An 18,520-nucleotide genomic window follows, 5' to 3' on the forward strand; every position below is an offset into this window, starting at 1 on the left:
TGTCTCCGGGTGTGTGGGCCGCGTCCACGCGGCGGTTTCGGGTTAGATGCTCGGATTCGCGGGCCGTCATGCAGACTCCCCCGGCCTCGTTTTCACGGCGATGCCCCACGCCGCGAGCACGGCGATACCAAAGAACCAGGCCGCGCAGACCACCAGACCCGCAGCCCCGGTGCCGTTGACGGCCTCGCCGGCCGCGGATACGGGGGTGTGCCCGGCGATTCCGCGCAGGAGGGGACGGAAGTGGTCGGCGGGCATGAGCACCGTGTTGACGAACATCGCAACGATGATTAACGGGATGAGGGCCACGGAGCCCTGGGGGCTGGTGATGGAGAACGCGATGTACGTGCCGGTGCATGCGGCCGCCGCGGCAACCATCGCGCCGGTCACCGCGATCCTCCACCACCAGGACGCCTCAGGGGGGCTGTCGGAAAGCAAGGCGGCCACCGCCGCGACGACGACCGACATCGCCATGATCCGGATGAACTCAGCGATGATCCGTGCGACCGGCACGGCCGCGTACGGCGCCGGCATGGTGATCAACCGCTCGTGGAGGCCATTGCTGCGTTCAACGAACACAGTGGACGATCCCGTGATGGCCAAGATGAACGCCCACGTCGTCACGACCAGGATGACCGCGTTCGGGAGTTCGAACTCTCCGGTGAGCTGCCTGACCAGGCTACCGAACATGCGGTTGACGATGAACAGGTACACGAGCGGAGCAATGAACGTCATGAACCAGAAGTCGGGGCGCCGCAGCCAAATGTGGGCAATGCGCCGCAGATGCACGAAGATGGGGCCGATCATGATTCGCTCCTCGAGGTGAACCGGCGGATGAACAGGACGATTCCGGCGACCGCCGCGACACCGAGCCACAGGGCTGCCTCTTCCCCGGCACTATCCGGGAAGGCATCCGGGGACGCCGCCCTGATCACCTCGATGATCGGCGAAAACGGCATGTGACGTACGACGTCGCGCAGGGAGCCGTCCAAAGCGGTCGCCGGAATGAACGCGGTGGAGAACATGAGCAGCAGCATTTCCAGCGCCTGGATCGATGAGGCTGTCGACACCGGGGCGGGCACCATCAGGATCACCCCGTCCGTGACCAGGGACAGGACCGCGGCGGCGAGCAGTGACCACAGGACTGTCCACGCGACGTCACCGAGAGCCATGTCGAGGCCGCAGGACCACGCGACGACCAGCAGCGCCGCGATCGACGCGGACATCCGCAGCACATCGGTGGCGAGCCTGCCGGCGACATAGCCGCCTGTGGCCCCGGGCAGCACGCGCACGCGGTCGACGAGCCCGGATTCGACGTCCTGTCCCACCGCCATCGCCGACGCCGCGGCGGTGAACATCGCCGCCTGGAACAGGCAGCCGCCGAGCACGAAACGCAGGTACCCGAAGCCGGATTGCCCTGCCGAGTACCCAAACACCGCGTACAGGCACAGCAGGAAGAGGGGAGGAACGACGAACATGGAGATCAGCGACGCGGTGTTGCGTCGCAACAGCAGCAGATCCCGACGGAGGAACGCCGCGACCGACGTCGCACTCATCGCGCCACACCCCCCGCGTTCATCGATATGAACACTTCGTTGAGGGTGGGCGGCGACACGCTCAGCGAATCCGGCAACGTTTCCGAGGCCTCCATCGCCCGCGCCACCGCCTCGAGGACCTGCGGTCCGGGGTCGACGTCGAGGGACACCAACTTCCCCGCGACGCGGGCACGGTCCAGACACGCTCCCCTTAGGCAGCGGGCGAACGCCTCCGCCCCGGCGGCAGTGGCGAAGGACACGCGGAGCACGTGCGACCCGAAGTCGCGACGCAATTCCTCCGGCGTTCCGCTGGCGATGATGCGGCGGTCCTTGAGCAGATGGACGTGGTCTGCCAGCGCCTCCGCCTCTTCCAGGTACTGGGTGGTCAGCACCAGGGTCATTCCGTCGTCGCGCAGTTGCCGGATGAAGCCCCACAGCTCTTCGCGGCTGACAGGGTCCAGCCCCGTCGTGGGTTCGTCGAGGAACAGCAGCCTGGGCACGACGCACAGCGACGCGGCGATGTCGAGACGGCGCCGCATGCCACCCGAATAGGCCGACGCCAGCGTCGAGGCACTGTCTGCGAGCGAGAATTGCGCGAGCAGTTCCGTCGCGCGGGCGGCCGCGTCGGCGCGGTCGAGTCCGCGCAGACGCCCGAAGAACTCCAGGTTCTCCCGGCCGGTGAGGTTCTCGTCGATCGCCGCGAATTGGCCGGTGGTGGCAATGTCGGCGCGCACGCCCGCCGGGTCCTCTTTCACATCGCGCGAGAAGATGCTCACCTCGCCGGAGTCTGCGGTGATGAGCGTCGACAGGATTCGGATGAGGGTGGTCTTGCCTGCGCCGTTGTGGCCGAGGAACGACACGATCGACCCGGCGGGCACGGTGAAACTCACGCCGTCGAGCACATGCTTGCGCATCCGGGCGCCGCGCTTTCCCTTGCGCCCGCCGTCCGGCGGAGCACCTGCCCCGCCTTCGGGCGCGGTGCCGGCTGTGCCCGCAATCGGGTAGCTCTTCGTGAGGTCGCGGACGACGATCGCCGCACCCCGTTCAGCTTGATCCGTCATCGTTTCTCCTTTTCTTTGGTGTCGCAGTGGGCCGCTGCCGGCAGTGGCCCCGTGGTCGGGTTGTCATGCGGCGTTTCGATATGGATGCCTGCATCGCGGGCGAAGGCGAGGACCGGTTCGAGGAGCCGGGGGTGGCTGACGAGATCCCGGCACCCCGGCGCGACCGGCTTCCCCGCGACCGACGCAACGGTGGCGGCGGCAATGGCCGCGGTCATTTTGTAGGAACCCGGGCCAGTTGCCCGGACGACGGTTGTCTCGGCCGCCGACCCCGCATCGCCCGCGCCGGCGGAGGACAGTGCGATGACCAGCTCGGCGGGTTGCGAAGTGCCGTTCGCCCGCGCCTTCCGCGACGTCACGGCCGCCCCGAGACGGGCGAGCAGACCGGAGACGACGGGCATCGCGTACAGTCTCGACGTGCGGATCTTCTCCACCGACTCATCGGGGAGAGCATCGAAGGCGACGTGGTAGGAAAATCCGAGGATCGAGGGGCACACCCCGCGTACGACGTCGATGTCCGGGCATTCGTAGCCGATTCCGCTTTGCGACGACACCAGGTTGCGCCGCACTTCGACGATGGCGCCGCCGAGCATCGAGCGGTATCCGCCGCGAATGGTCCGGAACATCGACTCGACCGACGCGGCCCCGGATTCCTGGTCGGCGCCAATTCGCAGATCGACCCGCACATCGCGGACCTCTTCGGCCCCCGCAGCGCAGGCCCCGAGCATCAACAGGGCCGTCGACAAGCCCGGGCACAGGCCGAACCCGGTGAGCACGGGAACCCCCTCCCGCCGAGCATCCCCGTCGAGGGCCATGATTGCGCGGCGGGCGTCGATCGAATCGTTGACGTCGATGTACCTGGTGCCTGAGTCGATGCAAGCACGGGCGAGTGAGTCTGCATGCACCTCGAACGGGCCGATGCCGGCTTCGGCCAACCGAGTCGCAGCCGCCACCGCCTCCGCATGGACCCGGCCGTACGGGACGAGGACGTCCCGCCGATTCTCGACGAAGGTGATCCCCTTCTTCGTCTCATCGGCCTTGTCCCGAAGCACGTCGCTGATGGTCCGGATCGTGTTCACTGGTACCTCTTTCGGTTGTCGGCGCCATGCCGGTGCCGGGCGGACCGGGCCCGCATGGCGCGACCCGGAGGATGTGTCTGAAGGGTTGAAGCAACTGGGTGGGGCGCGTCTCCGTACAGGCTCGGAAACGCTCGCGGGCTCGGGGCCCGCCGATTCCGGGTGCCCGTCAAGTCACTGCGGACACCAGGGCGGCAACGAAGGCCGCGGCGGACGCTGCGGCCGCGAAACCGTCACGCACTCGCCAGGGGTGATCGGTGCGGAAGGTACGCCGCGGATGGCGGCCGAAGTTGCGCATCGCCAGGGTCAGGGACAGCTTTTCGGCGCCGCGCACGGCGCTGACGAACAAGGGGAAGGCGATGCGCGCGGGCGTCGTCGCGCGAATGAAACCGGAGCGGAAAAACTGCCCTGGTTGCATCGAGCGCAATCTAATCGCCCATGTCAGCTGGGGGATTTCGCTGCGCAGGAACGCCGCGATGCTCACCCCGGAAATCGCTATGGTGCACCATGTGTAGGGCACCCGGAGGCGTTGCACCATGGCGTCGAAGAGCTCCTCGACGCGCATGCACGCGGAGACCAGGACCGTCCCCGCGAACACGGCCGTCAGCAGCAGTCCGTGATGGATGCCGTGGCGGACGGCCTCCGCCGTATCCCCACCTCCGTAGAACTCGGAGCGCCACCCGAGCAGGCCGAAGAACACCCCGATCAACAGGACGAGGAGGACCTTCCCCGCCGTCGCCCGAACGTCGCGTTCCGCGATCGCAGCGAGTGCGAGGAACGCGACCCCCGTCAGAGCGAGAACGGCGTCTCCGCCGGAGAGCAGCCCGGCGACGAGGACGAGCATCACCGCCCCGACAATCGTGATGGCGTTCAACCCTGCGCGCCTTCGAGAGGCGGATTCACTGGTCCAGGGGCTTTCATTCCCGGACGTCCCTGCGCCGGCCGCGGGCAGTGCGCGATCCCGCCGGGACGACTCCGGGGCAGCCGGCACGTCGGCCGCGGGACCAGACCAGGCGACCTTCCCTTCGGCGACGATGCTCGCCCGATCCGCCCACGTTCGCGCGGCACGGCGGTCGTGGCACGTGAACACAACGGTTCCGCCGGCCCCGGCGTATTCCGCCAGCGTATCCAGTACGATGCGCGAGCTCGGCGAATCCAGGTGCGCCAACGGCTCGTCGAGAAGCAGCAAACGGCGATTGGCCGCCACCGCCAGGAAGATGCCCAACCGTCTTTTCTGTCCGCCCGACAGGACGAACGGCGAGACGGGGTCAAGTGCCCGGGGGCACAAGGCTTCCCGCAGTTTCCACAGCTCATCGGCGCCGAGTGGTCCGTGCGGGTCCGTGCCGGCCAACGCGGAGTCGATTTCCGCGGCGACGGTCGCGCGGGTGAACTGGTGCTCGGGGTTCTGGAACGCCAACGACGCGAAGGCGTCGGGGACGCGCCGGGCGGACGCGCCGTCAATCCGGAGGTCCGCTCCCGCCTTCATCTGGCCCGACAGCACCGCCAGCAAGGTGGACTTACCGACTCCGTTGGCACCGACTAGGGCATGAATCTCGCCCCGTTCCAGTGTCAGATCGGCCCCGTTCAGGATCCGCTCCCTGCCCCGGGCCACATGGGCTCCGGTCAAGGCCAGCAGTGGAACGGCGTCCGCCTCCGATTCCGGATCGGCGCCATCCCCGGCTCCCCGGGGCCTTCGCCGCCGGTCCGGACTGAGACGGTCCGGTGCCCCCGTGCCCGGCGTACTGGCGTCCGGCGCTCCGGCGGTCGCGGCCGACGTCGCAATGCCCTTCACCGCGATACCCTCCGGCGCTCCGTGCGCGGCGACGCTCCCGTCCGCATCGAGGATTGTCACCGTGTCGACCCACCCGTCGAACGGACGGAGGTCGTGCTCGATGAGCAGGATGACGCGCCCCGGGGCCCGCAAATCACGGATGGCGGCGAACAGCGCCCGCCGACCGTCCTCGTCGACGTGGGCGGCGGGCTCGTCGAAGATCATGACCTCCGGCGCCCTGGCCACCGCACCAGCGATGGCCATCCGCTGGCGTTGCCCGCCCGACAAAGCCCACGGATCCTTCTCCGCGAGCTCTGACAGCCCGAGCTCCGATTGAGCCTCGGCTGATCGCTTGGCGACGATACCGGCTTCCACGAGGGAAAACTCGAGGGCCATGGCCACGTCATCGACGACTCGGAGCGTGAGCACCTGCGTCGCCGGGTCTTGCCCGACGAAGGTGACCCGGTCCCCGTCCACGGGGCGTTCGGTGCCGTCGGCATCGACGATGTGCACGAATCCGGCATGGTCGATGGGGATGTGCGAGGGAATCAGTCCAGCGATGAGGTGGGCCAGGCTTGTCTTTCCGCATCCCACGGGTCCCGTGATGGCGTTGATCGTGCCGAAATCGAAGGAGAGATCCACCATGTCGGGTGCCCATCGCCCATCGGCGTGCCGCACGCCCGCGCCCCTAACCCGTAACCGGGCCGGGGCCGTCCCGCGTGTCGCACCGGCGCACGCGGGTGCTCCGCCGGTCACCGGGTGACCCCGCGGCTGCGAAGCCCCTTTGCGACGGCAAAGCCCAGGACCAAAAACACCAAGCTCGAGGCCAAGGCTACGGCGAAGCTGATCAGGGTCATGGGCGTGGTCGGCGAGTCGACGCCAACTGCGCGCGGGGCCATCGTTCCCATCAGCGCGGAGAACAACATCGCCGACGCCACGAACTGGGTACGCGTCCACCGCCGGTACAGGGTGACCATGAATGGAAGCTCGATGAGCAATCCTTCCATGATCAGCGCCCCGATCGCGGCGACGCCGAACGGGGTGGTCGCCGCGGACACGACGCCCATGGCAAGGCACGCAATGAGGCTCGCGCCAGGCTTGCGGACGACGATGAGGGGAACGACGCACTGCAGGAACCACAACCCGAGCGTCGCCGCGACGAGATAAACGTGGGCGATGCCGGCGAACACCTGCAGGTAGGTCAGGGGCACGACGACGAGAGACCCCGCGACGCCGATCGCGGCGGCGACGAGCATATCGCGGGTGGATGGTCGGCCACCCGCTGCGACCGGTGCGACGTGTACCAACCGCCCGTCGTCCGTCTGCGACGCCACCGCGTCGCCGTCGCCCGTCCCGTCCGGGCCCGCGTCCCCGACTCCCCCTCCGGAGAGGGGTTCTCTGGTCGATCCACGTTTTCTGTTCATCGTCGCCGCCTCGCTTCCGTTGCCGATTCCCGATCGGAACATAACTTGAAACAGTATTAGGTTAGGCAATCCTTATCAACTTATGCCAGACTCGAATTATTGACTTTGCCCCCGCTTCCCCCCATTACGTTGTTAGCAGTTCCACCTCAGGGCACCGAAGATTCATAGCCTGTCCACCCGATTGGGCTGGTTATGTTTATTTCCGGTCCCTCCGTCTGAAAGGACAGTGGAACTAGTCGCTGGCTTCGGTATGGCTTGTTCCCGCCCCTGTCTGAAAATGATCCGGGGGTGATGCCGCCGAAGACAGTGACATCCTCAAACTGCTAATAGGAACCCGACCCAGCCCAGGTGGTATGAGGTCTCACAGTAATGTGGATGCCAGCGCAAGCATGTCCGACAACCCCAGCGATGAAGCTTAAATAGTCCAACTTCTCATTCATCGCTAGGAGGCATACACCCATGGCCTATGACTTCGTCATTGGCGTAGACGTCGGCAAATACTTCCACCACGCCTGCGTCCTCGATCCCCAAGGCAGGCAAGTCCTGTCCAAACGCATCAATCAGCATGAAGGCTCGCTACGCAAGCTCTTCGGCCAATTCCTCGCCGACAACGCCTCGGTCCTTGTTATTCCCAACAACATCGGCCGGTTGACCGTCGCAGTCGCCCAAGACATGGGGGCAGATGTTCGCCATCTACCAGGGCTTGCGATGCGGCAGCTCTCTCGCATCCACGTCGGCAACTCCAAGACCGATGTACGCGACGCCTACGTCATCGCCCATGCCGGTCTTAACCTTCCAGATTCCCTGCGCAGTGTCGACCGCGTTGAGGAAGTCTTTATCCAGCTGATTTAGGCCGTGACAGCGGCATCCTCCGAGATGGGCTCGATTCCCAGGCGGTTGAGCATGTAGAGCACGCGGGCGCCGAGGGCATCGGCCAGCTCGCGGGTCTCCTCCACGGTCTCGGCGGTGGCGATGTCCCAAATCTTGATGTCCTTGCCGGCCTCGTCGCGCGGGATCTCGCGGCCGAGATACACGATGTAATCCGGGATGGTCACCAGCCGCAGGTCCTCGAGGTAGCGGTCCGGGTGCTCCGCCATGCCGCGCTCTTGGAGCACGTGGGCCATGTGGGAGTCGGGGTCGTTTTCGGGGTGGGCTACGGCGGCGTCGACAAGCAGGGCCTCGCCGGCGTACTTCTTCGTCAGCGCTACGGCAGCCTGCGCCAGCGCGTGGTCAGCTCCTGCGGCGAAACGCACGTGGATGCGGTGCGTACCGAAGTGCTCGCGCACCTCGCGCTCCACCATCACGGGGATGAACTCTTCTAAGGTTGCGCCGGCCTCGTGGCGCTCAATGGTGGCGTCGAGGAAGGAATCAATCTCCTGCGCGGTGTATTCGTGGCCATAATCTGCGTGCAGGTCTTGGCGCAACGTATCGAAACGGCGGGCATTCGGGGAAGTCATCTCTAAACTCACTTTCTGTTCGCCTATTGTTAACCTGTTGTTAACTTTAATCAATCGTTGAACGCCCGACAAGTTTTATGTGCGGCATCCCGGCCCCGTGCGCTGGCGAAACCTCCCAAAGAAAGGCCAAAGGCCTGCCGGGTGTTCCGGCAGGCCTTCCTGGATTGTTCCTTCTTCTTATCGGGAATGCGCGTTGCGCGACTGCGCAGCTTGAGGTGTTCCTCGAGCCGCTCCGGGGACATCTTCCACATGCTGCGGTCTGCGCGCTTCTTTTTGCGCTGGGCCATGCCGTCACCTCCTTCCATCGAGGTGTCTCAGCATAGCGCGCCACGGGAACTAACCCGTACAGGCCGCACGCGGCTTAGTGGCCGCGCTCCTGCTCCAGGGCCTTGCCCTCATTCCAGAACGGGGCCAGCTTGTTATCGAACATGCTCAGCGCGGACGCGATGGCCATGTGCATGTCCAGGTACTGGTAGGTGCCCAGGCGGCCACCAAAAAGAACCTGGTTCTCGCGGGCCTCAGCGGCGGCGAGCTTGCGGTAGGCCTCCAGCTTGGAGCGGTCCTCCGGGGTGTTAATCGGGTAGTACGGCTCATCGCCCTTCTCGGCAAAGCGCGAGTACTCCTTCATAATCACCGTCTTGTCCTTGGGGTACTTATCGGCGCGCTCCGGATGGAAGTGGCGGAACTCGTGGATGCGGGTGTAGTCCACGTCCGCATCGTTGTAGTTCATCACCGGGGTGCCCTGGAAGTCACCGGTCTCCAGCACCTCCAGGTCGAAGTCCAGCGTGCGCCAGCCCAGCTCACCCTCGGCAAAGTCGAAGTAGCGATCCAGTGGGCCGGTGTAGACCACCGGCGCGCTTGGCGACGCCCCCCGCACCTCCTCGCGCACGTCGAACCAGTCGGTGCCCAGGCGGACGTCGATAAGCTCGTGCTCCGCCATCTTCTCCAGCCAGGCTGCGTAGCCGTCGACGGGCAGGCCCTCGTAGGTGTCGTTGAAGTAGCGGTTGTTGAAGGTGTAGCGCACCGGCAGGCGCGTGATGTTGCCGGCCGGCAGCTCCTTCGGGTCGGTCTGCCACTGCTTGGCCGTGTAATCACGGATGAAGGCCTCGTAGAGCGGGCGGCCAATGAGCGCGATCGCCTTCTCCTCCAGGTTCTGCGCCTCATCTACGGCGAACTCGCCAGCCTGCTCCTTGATGAGCTCGCGCGCCTCATCCGGGGAGTAGTAGCGGCCGAAGAACTGGTTAATCAGGCCCAGGCCCATGGGGAACTGGTAGGCCGTGCCGTCGTGCATGGCGAAGACGCGGTGCTGGTAGTCGGTGAAGTCGGTGAACTGGTTGCAGTACTCCCACACGCGCTTGTTCGAGGTGTGGAAGAGGTGCGCGCCGTACTTGTGGACCTCGATGCCGGTCTCCGGCTCGGCCTCCGAGTAGGCGTTGCCGCCCAGGTGCTCGCGGCGCTCGACGATGAGCACCTTCTTGCCCAGCTGGGAGGCTGCGCGCTCGGCCACGGTCAGGCCAAAGAATCCAGATCCAACAACGATGAGGTCATATGCAGTCATGGCCACCAGCTTAAGGCAGCAACACGTGCAAAACGGCGGGTGACACCCAAGCGAGGAAACTCGCGTGTCACACCTTCTTTCACTCCAACACCTGACGTAACATCTGTCCCGTTAGTTAACTTTTTGCGCTTCTCTTAACCTTGTGGCGCCACCATCCTAGGGAGTAACAGTGCACCTCAAACGTCGTCTTGTTCCCGCGAAATCGACGTGGTCAACGCCGGTTATCGCCACGGTCACCTCGATCGCTGTGGTCGCTGCCGCAGCCGTGGGCGGCCAACCCCTCATCCAGACCCAGGAAGCGGGCAGCGGCCCCATCGAAGTGAGCTCGGCCTCCGAAACCTTCGGCTCTGGCGAAACGGTCGTCGTGGATGACCCGGCCATCGCAGCCCAGGGCGAGGGCGAAGGTCCGCGCGCCGTCAAGCAATTCCACCGCGATGAGACCTTCTCCTCCTTCGCCGTCACGTGGAAGGGCACGCGCGATGTCGCGGCCTTCGTCCGCGCGAAGCAACCGGACGGGTCCTGGTCCGAGTGGTACGACATGGACTCGATGTCCTACAACAACGATGACCCCAATGCCACGAACGGCACCGAGCTCATCTTCGTGGGCGATACCAACGACGTGCAGGTCTCCATCAACAACGTGGACCTGGTGACCGGGTCAAACTTGGATGAGAAACTCACCGAGTCCCCCGTTGAGGACGCCGCGCTTGACGACGCCCCCTTCAACGTCGGCGACATCGCCCCCGTTGCCGAGACCGAAGAGCTTCCGGCCAACAGCGACGTCGAAGGCCTCGAGGCTGTCTTCATGGACGGCAACGCCCAAGAAGGCGAGGGCATTGAGCCAACCGCTGAAACCGATGGCATGCCGCGCGTGGTCTCCCGCGCCGGTTGGGGCGCCGACGAGAGCATCCGGTGCAAGGATGCCGACTATGACGACGGAGTGAAGGCTATCGCGCTGCACCACACCGCGGGTTCCAACAATTACACCCGTGCGCAGGCGGCGGCGCAGGTGCGCGCCGCGTACAAGTACCATGCACAGAGCCTGGGATGGTGCGATATCGGATACAACGCGCTGGTGGATAAGTACGGCACCATTTACGAGGGCCGCTACGGCGGGCTCGACGAGGCCGTACAGGGCGCCCACATCGGCGGCTTCAACCGAAACACGTGGGGCATTTCCATGATCGGAAACTACGAGCAAGCCCGGCCGACGGAAGCCATGCTCGAGTCCGTCACTGACCTCGCCGGCTGGAAGGGCGCGATTTCCGGCGTCGATCCGTCCTCCCGCGTTTCGCTGCGCTCGGAGGGCTACGGCGGTTCGCGCTACCCGGCGGGTGCTTCTGCCCCCGTCTATGGCCTCTTCGGCCACAGCGATGTGCACTACACCGCGTGCCCGGGGCAATACACCATTGCCCAATGGCCAAAGATCCGCGCGGCGGCGCACAAGAAGTACCTCGCCATCAAGTCGGGTGCGTCTGGTTCGACGTCGACGGACTGGGACAGCGAGGATACGACCACACCAGACACCCCTGACTCCACGCCGGGCGGACAAGCTGCCCCGGCGCAGGAGGCGACGTCGTCCCTGGGCGGCGCCGAGATCCCGATGAGCACCGTGACGGCACTGGTAGGCCTGGCTGGCACGCTCTTCGCCATCATGTATGCCCGCTCGGACCAGCAGATTGACATGGACCAGACCGTCAATGGCCTGCCGGTGGAGCAGATCCCGGGCATCGTGACCAAGGTGCTGTCCCTGAGCAAGAACGAGGGTTTGAAGCAAACGTGGACGGCGGTCCTTAACGCCTTCGGCCCAGCGCTGGGATTGGCTGTGGGCGGGCCGGATGAGTCGGCCGGCATCATCTACCAGCTCTTTCAGAACGGCATCGTCCTAGGCTCTGAGGACACTGGTACGCACGCACTCGTGGGACGCATCGCCAAGGAATGGGCGTCCGGCGACAACGCGGCGACGCTCGGCTTGCCGACGTCCAACGAAGTCCCCACCGGCCTCGGCAAGGAAGTCCGCGTGCAGTTCCAGGGCGGTTCCATTGTCTACAACCCGGAGACTGAGCAGATTCAGGTGTTCACGGACTAACCCCAAAGCACCCCAAGTCTAAGCGGGATCGCCGATGTAGCGGGAGCCACCTGATGGCTTCCGCTTCGGCATTTATTTGGGCTTGGGGTTTAGGTATCCGGGAGGGCTGAACCTAAAAAGTCCCCTGTGGTCTGCTGCTTCAATGCCGCTTGTGCCGCTTGGTATGCCGGCTGCGAAGTAATCGGCTCCGCCCAGGGTGGTACATACCCCACCCCGCCCCGCAACCTAAAGACATAGCCGGCACCAGTCGGCTTATCCGGGTCATCATCATTGATGCCATTGTGATAAGCACACAACATCGTCAGATTCGGCGGATCCGTCGCCCCACCCGCCTGCCACGGCACTAAATGATGCACCTGGCAATAATCCGCCGGCTTATTACACCCCTCACGCGCACACGTCGGATGCTCCGCACTCGCCATTAACCGCTGCTCAAACCCAGCCAAACGCCGCACACGATGCAACCACACCGGCCCTATAGTCGGATGCACCAAAGTCACATACCCAACCTCAGCAAACTTATAGGTCACAAACTCCCGGCCCGTCATCCGCCCACCGTTGGTAAGCACGAGCTCAATATCATCGCCCTCACCCCGCACAATCTGGTCCAACTCATCCAACGTAACCACCACATTGGTCGCCACCGCAGGCTTCGAACCCCCATGCGCCTGGTTAAAGAACACCTGACCTGCCGCATCCAACAAATCAGCCGGATTAATCGACTCCAAAGTCCCACGCATCTCACTAATGCGCAAGGCTGAATCAGTAATCGTCAACGAATGCGGCCCCACCTTCCGGTACGTCAAGCGCACCCCAGGTTCAGGCACCCGCTGCGGCCGCAACTGCTTCAAGCGTTCCTTCGCTACCTTTGGGATTTGGTGTGCTGGAGTCCCTGCCAACCTGACACGCAGATTCCACGCATCCAACTCCTTTTTCACCTTGGCGGTATACGCCTCAATCAAGCTCAACGACGCCACATCATGTCCTTGGGCAACCGCAGCCGCACGCGCTTGGCGCTGCTTGCCCGTAAAACGCGTCGACCCAAAATACACACGATGCAGCCCAGCCAACTCCACCGCATCAGCCAATGAAGCGCCACGCGCGCGTAAATCATCCACACTGCCTACCGCAAGCCCCACAAGATCCAACCCCGAACTGCGGTAGGAGAAATAAGTCTCCAAATCCCCCATGCGACAAAGACTAAAACACCACCACGCACCCCGCAACCGGAGATATCAGAACCAGCGCTCGAGGACCTTTGCCACACCTGCTTGATGGTGCGGCAGCGTCACTGCATCTGCAGCGGCCACGACATCCGGATGCGCATTCTCCATGGCAACACCGCACCCTGCCCACTCAAGCATCTCGATATCGTTGGGCATATCGCCAAAGGCGATGATGTCTTCGCGGGCGATACCGTGATGCTCAGCCAGCCACTTCACTCCGCGGCGCTTCGTCACGTTGGGGGCCGCAACCTCTAGAACGCCCTCGGACATCGAGTAGGTCACGTGAGCAAGCTCGGAATCAATGTGCGGCGCGATGAGTTCGTAGAGTTCCGGCGCCGAGAACGCGGTATTACGAATCAACAGCTTGACCGCCGGTCGAGACACCAACTCCCCCACGCTCACCAGCCCGAAGCCCTCAAAGAGCGCGTTCTCTGAATAGTGCGATTCCACCACGAAGAGTTCCTCAACCGGGTCCAAGACCGAGCCTCCCGCGCGCTCCGCCCCGAAGCCAACCCCGCCATGCGGTTCGAGCACCTTTGCAGCGACCTTCACGGTTTCCGCGAGGGCCTCAGGCGAAAGCTCGTGGGCGGAGAGAACGCGGTCCTCCGCCGAGTCATAAATCACCGCACCATTTGATGTCACGCAGACTGGGCGCACGGTCAGCTGCTCGAGCACGGGCATGATCCACCGGAAGGGGCGCCCAGTTGCCAGCGCAAACTCGCTGCCCGCGGCGACCGCACGGGCCACAGCTTCGCGGTTTCGCTTGGGCACCCGGTGGTTTCGGTCCAACAAAGTACCGTCGATATCGCTGATGATGAGGCGCGGAGCGTGGTCCGAGAATACTTCATTGGCCATAGCCCCGAGTCTACGTCAGGTTGAGACACACGACGGCACGGATAAGCGCCCAACGACGAAAGCGGCCGCCACGAGATTACTCGTCACGGCCGCGCCTTCGTGCGTCGTTCAGGTCTTAGGCAATCACGTCGTCATCGTCCACGTCTTCCCAGTTCAGGGAACGCTTGATGGCGCGCTTCCAATCGCGGTAGAGAGCCTCAACTTCTTCCTTTTCGCGTTGCGGCTTCCACACCTTGAAGTCACCTTGCTGGGAGCTCAGCACGCTGAGGTCATCCCAGAAGCCGGAGTCAAGGCCCGCGGCGAATGCAGCACCGGTGGCGGTGGTCTCCACGTTCTTCGGGCGGTGCACCTCCACGCCAAGCATGTCCGCTTGGAACTGCATGAGCAGCTCGTTCATCGTCATGCCGCCGTCGACGCGCAGCTCGGTGATCTCCACGCCGGAGTCCGCCACCATGGCATCGGCGACGTCGCGAGTCTGGTACGCCGTGGACTCGAGGACCGCGCGGGCCAGGTGCTTGCGGTTGGCAAAGCGGGTCAGGCCCACGATGACGCCGCGGGCATCCGGGCGCCAGTACGGGGCGAACAGACCAGAGAAGGCAGGAACGATGTAGACGCCACCGTTGTCCTTAACCTCACGGGCCATGTTCTCGATGGAGGCAGCGTTCGGGATGATCTGCAGGTTATCGCGCAGCCATTGCACCAGGGAACCGCCCATGGAGACGGACCCCTCAAGCGCGTAGACAGGGCGCTCGCCCTCGCGCTGGAAGCACACGGTGGTGAGCAGGCCGTTCTCGGAGAACTTCGGGGTAGTACCGGTGTTGAGCAGGAGGAACAGGCCGGTACCGTAGGTATTCTTGGCGGAACCCGGGCGGAAGCAGCCCTGGCCGAACATGGCGGCCTGCTGGTCACCCAAAATGGCGCGAATCGGCACGCCGGCCAGCGAGCCGCGCTCGCGCACGGTTCGGAAGTCACCCAGGGACGGGCGGATCTCCGGAAGCATGGACGTCGGGATGCCCATCTCCTTGCACAGTTCCTCATCCCACTCGAGCTTCTCGATGTCCATGAGCAACGTGCGCGAGGCATTGGTGACGTCGGTGGCGTGCAGGGCTTCCTGGCCGTTGTCGCCGTCCGCACCACCGGTGAGGTTCCACAGCAGCCAGGTATCGATGGTGCCGAAGAGCAGCTCGCCCTTTTCAGCGCGCTCGCGCGCACCCTCGACGTTATCGAGGATCCACTTCACCTTCGGACCGGCCGGGTAAGAATTGATGATGAGGCCGGTGCGGCGGCGCCACTTGTCCGCGCCCTCGTCGCCGGCGAGCTCCTTACAAATCTCGGTGGTGCGGGTGTCCTGCCAGACAATGGCGTTGTACACCGGCTTGCCCGTGTTCTTGTCCCACACCACGGTGGTCTCACGCTGGTTAGTAATACCGAGGGCGGCGATGTCTTCGACATTGATGTCGCCGTTGGCCAAAGCCTCACCCACCGCGCGGCGGGTATTGCTCCAGATTTCCTCCGGGTCATGCTCGACCCAGCCCTTCTCCGGGAAGATCTGCTCGTGCTCGAGCTGGCCGACGGACACCTGTTCGCCGTCGTGGTTGAAAATAATGCAGCGGGTAGACGTGGTGCCCTGATCAATTGCTGCAACGTAGCTCTTGGTAGACATTGTTTTCTCCTTGTCGGGGTTGGTTTAAAGAACCATGGACAACAGGCCAACGGCGACGGCCGCCAGCATCGGTGCAACTATCGGGACCCATGCATAGCCCCAGTTGGCGTCTCCCTTGTCCTTAATGGGAAGGACGAAGGCGTACATGATACGGGGGCCAAAGTCACGGACCGGGTTAATCGCGTAGCCGGTGGCGGTGCCGAGGGACAGACCAATAGAGACGATGACGAAGGCAACACCGAAGTAGCTCAGCGGCCCCAGCTCTCCTCCGGTTGGGCCGAAGGCGATGAACATGAGCAGCACGCAGGTAGCGATGAACTCGGTAACCGCGTTCCACCCGTTATTCGGGTGCGCGGGCTTGGTAAAGAAGATGCCCCCGGTGTTCTTGTTGGCGCCGGTGACGTTGCCGGCTTCGTCGAGGTTGTTGGCGTCGAAAAGCTGCTTAAAGGTGGCCCAGGCAAGGAATGCACCAAGCATGGCGCCGAGAATCTGCCCCAGCAGGTAGTAGGGAACGAGGCCCCACTCGAGGGAGCCGTTCACGGCCAGCATGATGGTGACCGCCGGGTTGAGGTGGCCACCGGTGGGGTCCGCAACACTAGCGCCGATGAACACCGCGAGGCCCCAGCCCATAGCGATGACGATCCAGTCCGAACCGCGCGCGCCAGAAGTTCGGAGGTTCACAACGGCGCACACGCCGTTGCCGAGCAGGAGCAGCAGCGCAGTGCCGATGAACTCCCAGAGGAATGCATCCATTCCGGTCATTAGATGTCCTTTCTCATCTGCCTAGGCCAAGGGCCCAGCGAGGGATATCCACCGCTCGCTGGGCCCCGCGACTTTTAGGCTTCTTCCTTGGTGGCTCGTGCGCTTCCTGCGCGCTCGAGGATGTCGTTTGCCTCACGGTCGGTCAGTGCCGCCTCGGCGGCGAGCTCTGCCTCAGTGTGCTTGGTGAAGTGGGAGACTTCGCGCTCAATATCAGCCTGATCCCAGCCCAGCAGCGGAGCAACGAATTCAGCGATCGGCTGCGCAGCGGCGACGCCGCGGTCGGCGAACTCGATGGCCACGCGCAGACGACGGGTCACGATATCGTCGATGTGCAGGGCGCCCTCGTGGGTTACGGCGTAGCGAACCTCAGCCCAGATGTAGCTTTCAGCGCCCGGAACCGGCTCGAGCAGCGTGGCGTCCTCAGCAGCCGGGGCCAGCACCTCACCGATCAGAGAGCCATAGCGGCCGAGCAGGTGCTCGATGCGGTCTTCGCTGAGGTTATAGCGGCGAGCCAGCGCCGGTACCTGGTTGGCCAGCGCGTGGTAGCCATCCGCGCCCAGAATCGGGGTGCGCTCGGTAACGGACTCGGACACCTTAGTACCCAGCTCCTTCACGGCCAGGTCCACGGCATCCTTACCAATGACGCGGTAGGTGGTGTACTTGCCGCCGGCGACGGAAACCATGCCCGGTGCCACGCGGGCCACGGCGTGGTTGCGGGAGAGGTTGGTGGTGGAATCGGACTTGCCGGACAGCAGCGGGCGCAGGCCGGAGTACACGCCGACGATGTCATCGCGGGTGATCTTGTTGCGCACGCGCTGGTTGACCTGATCCAGGATGTAGTCAATATCCGCCTTGGTCGGGGCTGGATCCGGCAGGGACAGGCCCTTTTCCCAATCGGTGTCGGTGGTACCGATGATCCAGTATTCGCCCCACGGGATGACGAAGAGCACGGACTTTTCGGTGACGAAGCACAGCGCGGCTTCCGCGTCGAGGGCATCCTTCGGAACCACGATGTGCACGCCCTTGGAGGCATGAACCGTGAACTTTCCTTCGACGCCTGCCATCTGCTGAATCTTGTCGTTCCACACGCCGGTCGCGTTGATGAAAACCTTGCCCTTGACGGTGGCCTCGCGGCCGGTTTCCAGGTCGCGGACCTTCGCAGCGGTGACGCGCCCGCGGGCGTCCTTCTCAAAGCCAATCACCTCGGTGCCGGTACGCACGTTGGCCCCGTATTCGGCGGCGGTGCGCAGGACGGTCATGGTGTGGCGGGCGTCGTCGACAAGCGTGTCGTAGTAGCGCACGCCACCGACGACGGCGTCCTCCTTGAGGCCCGGGGTCACCTTCAGCACGCCCTTGCGGGTGAGGTGCTTCTGCATCGGAACGCTCTTGGCGCCGCCCATGAGGTCATAGAGGGTAAAGCCGCCGAACATCATGACGCGCTCCCAGCCGCGGTGGGTCAGCGGGAAGATGAACTTCAGCGGCTTCACCAGGTGCGGTGCGAGGGTGGACATGTTGAGCTCGCGCTCCTTGAGGGACTCCGCCACCAGGCGGAAATCAAACATGGCCAGGTAGCGCAGGCCACCGTGGAACATCTTGGAGGAGCGCGACGAGGTGCCAGCGGCGAAGTCGCGGGCCTCGAGCACGGCCGTCTTCAGGCCACGAGTGGCCGCATCCACGGCGGCGCCGGCGCCTACGGAACCTCCGCCGATGATGACGACGTCATAGTCCTCGGTGGAGTAGTCATTCCAGGTCTTTTCAAAATACTCAGGGTTGAAGCTTGTAATACTCGTCGTGCTCATTGTTGACTGAGTCTCCTCTCTCGCTGCACGGCGTCAGAAAGTCCTGTCCAGTTGACGGAATGCGCAGCATATCGTGCTCATCCACCACGAGCGCCCTGCTCACCGATGCCTCGGCTACCTGCCCGAGAGGCGGATGAAGAAGAAGTTTTCTCCCAAAGCCAATGCTATATATCACCTGGATTTCTCTCCGGAGACGCTACTCACACGTAGGTTTCGTTGCCGTAAGCTGGCATTTTCAAGAAGCTTCATA

General features: G+C 64.1%; 15 protein-coding genes and 1 pseudogene. 2 read left to right on the plus strand and 14 right to left on the minus strand.

All coding sequences use genetic code 11. The annotated features are described in order from the left end of the window. Positions 1-66 precede the first annotated feature (66 nt). From R3O64_RS11960 to R3O64_RS11985, 6 genes are all read right to left on the minus strand, one after another. Positions 67-804: an ABC transporter permease gene (locus R3O64_RS11960; protein WP_070523826.1), complete on the minus strand. Its 738-nt coding sequence runs from the start codon at positions 802-804 to the stop codon at positions 67-69. Further along, positions 801-1,553 (minus strand): ABC transporter permease, encoded by a 753-nt coding sequence (locus R3O64_RS11965; RefSeq protein WP_070517740.1) that lies wholly within the window; start codon positions 1,551-1,553, stop codon positions 801-803. Before R3O64_RS11965 ends, R3O64_RS11960 begins: the two co-directional genes overlap by 4 nt. After that, the gene (locus tag R3O64_RS11970; RefSeq protein ID WP_339016988.1) at positions 1,550-2,593 is read right to left on the minus strand and encodes an ABC transporter ATP-binding protein; all 1,044 of its coding nucleotides are present in this window, start codon (positions 2,591-2,593) and stop codon (positions 1,550-1,552) included. Before R3O64_RS11970 ends, R3O64_RS11965 begins: the two co-directional genes overlap by 4 nt. Then, positions 2,590-3,669, minus strand: a complete 1,080-nt coding sequence (locus R3O64_RS11975; protein WP_339016989.1) for a saccharopine dehydrogenase — start codon at positions 3,667-3,669, stop codon at positions 2,590-2,592. Before R3O64_RS11975 ends, R3O64_RS11970 begins: the two co-directional genes overlap by 4 nt. A gap of 166 nt (positions 3,670-3,835) precedes the next feature. Continuing rightward, the gene (locus tag R3O64_RS11980) at positions 3,836-6,082 is read right to left on the minus strand and encodes an ATP-binding cassette domain-containing protein (protein WP_339016990.1); all 2,247 of its coding nucleotides are present in this window, start codon (positions 6,080-6,082) and stop codon (positions 3,836-3,838) included. Positions 6,083-6,189: 107 nt separating this feature from the next. Further along, positions 6,190-6,693, minus strand: a complete 504-nt coding sequence (locus R3O64_RS11985; protein WP_230307979.1) for an ECF transporter S component — start codon at positions 6,691-6,693, stop codon at positions 6,190-6,192. A gap of 627 nt (positions 6,694-7,320) precedes the next feature. On the opposite strand from R3O64_RS11985, the pseudogene R3O64_RS11990 reads away from it, so the two are divergent. Beyond that, positions 7,321-7,707 (plus strand): annotated as a pseudogene (locus R3O64_RS11990) (IS110 family transposase); the annotation flags it as partial. 2 nt (positions 7,708-7,709) lie between these two features. Here R3O64_RS11990 and R3O64_RS11995 read toward each other — a convergent pair. From R3O64_RS11995 to glf, 3 genes are all read right to left on the minus strand, one after another. Next, positions 7,710-8,318, minus strand: coding sequence for a three-helix bundle dimerization domain-containing protein (locus R3O64_RS11995; protein WP_339016991.1), 609 nt, complete (start codon positions 8,316-8,318; stop codon positions 7,710-7,712). Positions 8,319-8,368: 50 nt separating this feature from the next. Further along, a complete protein-coding gene (locus tag R3O64_RS12000; RefSeq protein ID WP_339016992.1) occupies positions 8,369-8,605 on the minus strand; it encodes a hypothetical protein in 237 nt (78 codons plus the stop codon). Positions 8,606-8,679: 74 nt separating this feature from the next. Beyond that, complete coding sequence (gene glf / locus R3O64_RS12005; protein ID WP_046647608.1) at positions 8,680-9,876, minus strand: UDP-galactopyranose mutase; 1,197 nt, start codon at positions 9,874-9,876, stop codon at positions 8,680-8,682. 169 nt (positions 9,877-10,045) lie between these two features. On the opposite strand from glf, the gene R3O64_RS12010 reads away from it, so the two are divergent. Next, the gene (locus R3O64_RS12010) at positions 10,046-11,965 is read left to right on the plus strand and encodes an N-acetylmuramoyl-L-alanine amidase (protein ID WP_339016993.1); all 1,920 of its coding nucleotides are present in this window, start codon (positions 10,046-10,048) and stop codon (positions 11,963-11,965) included. A gap of 89 nt (positions 11,966-12,054) precedes the next feature. On the opposite strand, the gene R3O64_RS12015 is transcribed toward R3O64_RS12010, so the two are convergent. From R3O64_RS12015 to R3O64_RS12035, 5 genes are all read right to left on the minus strand, one after another. Beyond that, entirely contained in the window at positions 12,055-13,155 is a 1,101-nt protein-coding gene (locus tag R3O64_RS12015) for an HNH endonuclease signature motif containing protein (protein ID WP_339016994.1), read from the minus strand. A 45-nt stretch (positions 13,156-13,200) separates the two neighbouring features. Then, positions 13,201-14,046, minus strand: a complete 846-nt coding sequence (locus R3O64_RS12020; protein WP_070523840.1) for a Cof-type HAD-IIB family hydrolase — start codon at positions 14,044-14,046, stop codon at positions 13,201-13,203. Positions 14,047-14,161: 115 nt separating this feature from the next. Then, positions 14,162-15,709: a glycerol kinase GlpK gene (gene glpK, locus R3O64_RS12025; protein ID WP_143334528.1), complete on the minus strand. Its 1,548-nt coding sequence runs from the start codon at positions 15,707-15,709 to the stop codon at positions 14,162-14,164. A gap of 24 nt (positions 15,710-15,733) precedes the next feature. Beyond that, a complete protein-coding gene (locus tag R3O64_RS12030; protein WP_339016995.1) occupies positions 15,734-16,471 on the minus strand; it encodes an MIP/aquaporin family protein in 738 nt (245 codons plus the stop codon). 74 nt (positions 16,472-16,545) lie between these two features. Continuing rightward, positions 16,546-18,270: a glycerol-3-phosphate dehydrogenase/oxidase gene (locus tag R3O64_RS12035; RefSeq protein WP_070523849.1), complete on the minus strand. Its 1,725-nt coding sequence runs from the start codon at positions 18,268-18,270 to the stop codon at positions 16,546-16,548. Between the last annotated feature and the right edge of the window lie 250 nt (positions 18,271-18,520).

The organism is Corynebacterium hesseae (assembly GCF_037850265.1).
GTDB lineage: Bacteria > Actinomycetota > Actinomycetes > Mycobacteriales > Mycobacteriaceae > Corynebacterium > Corynebacterium hesseae.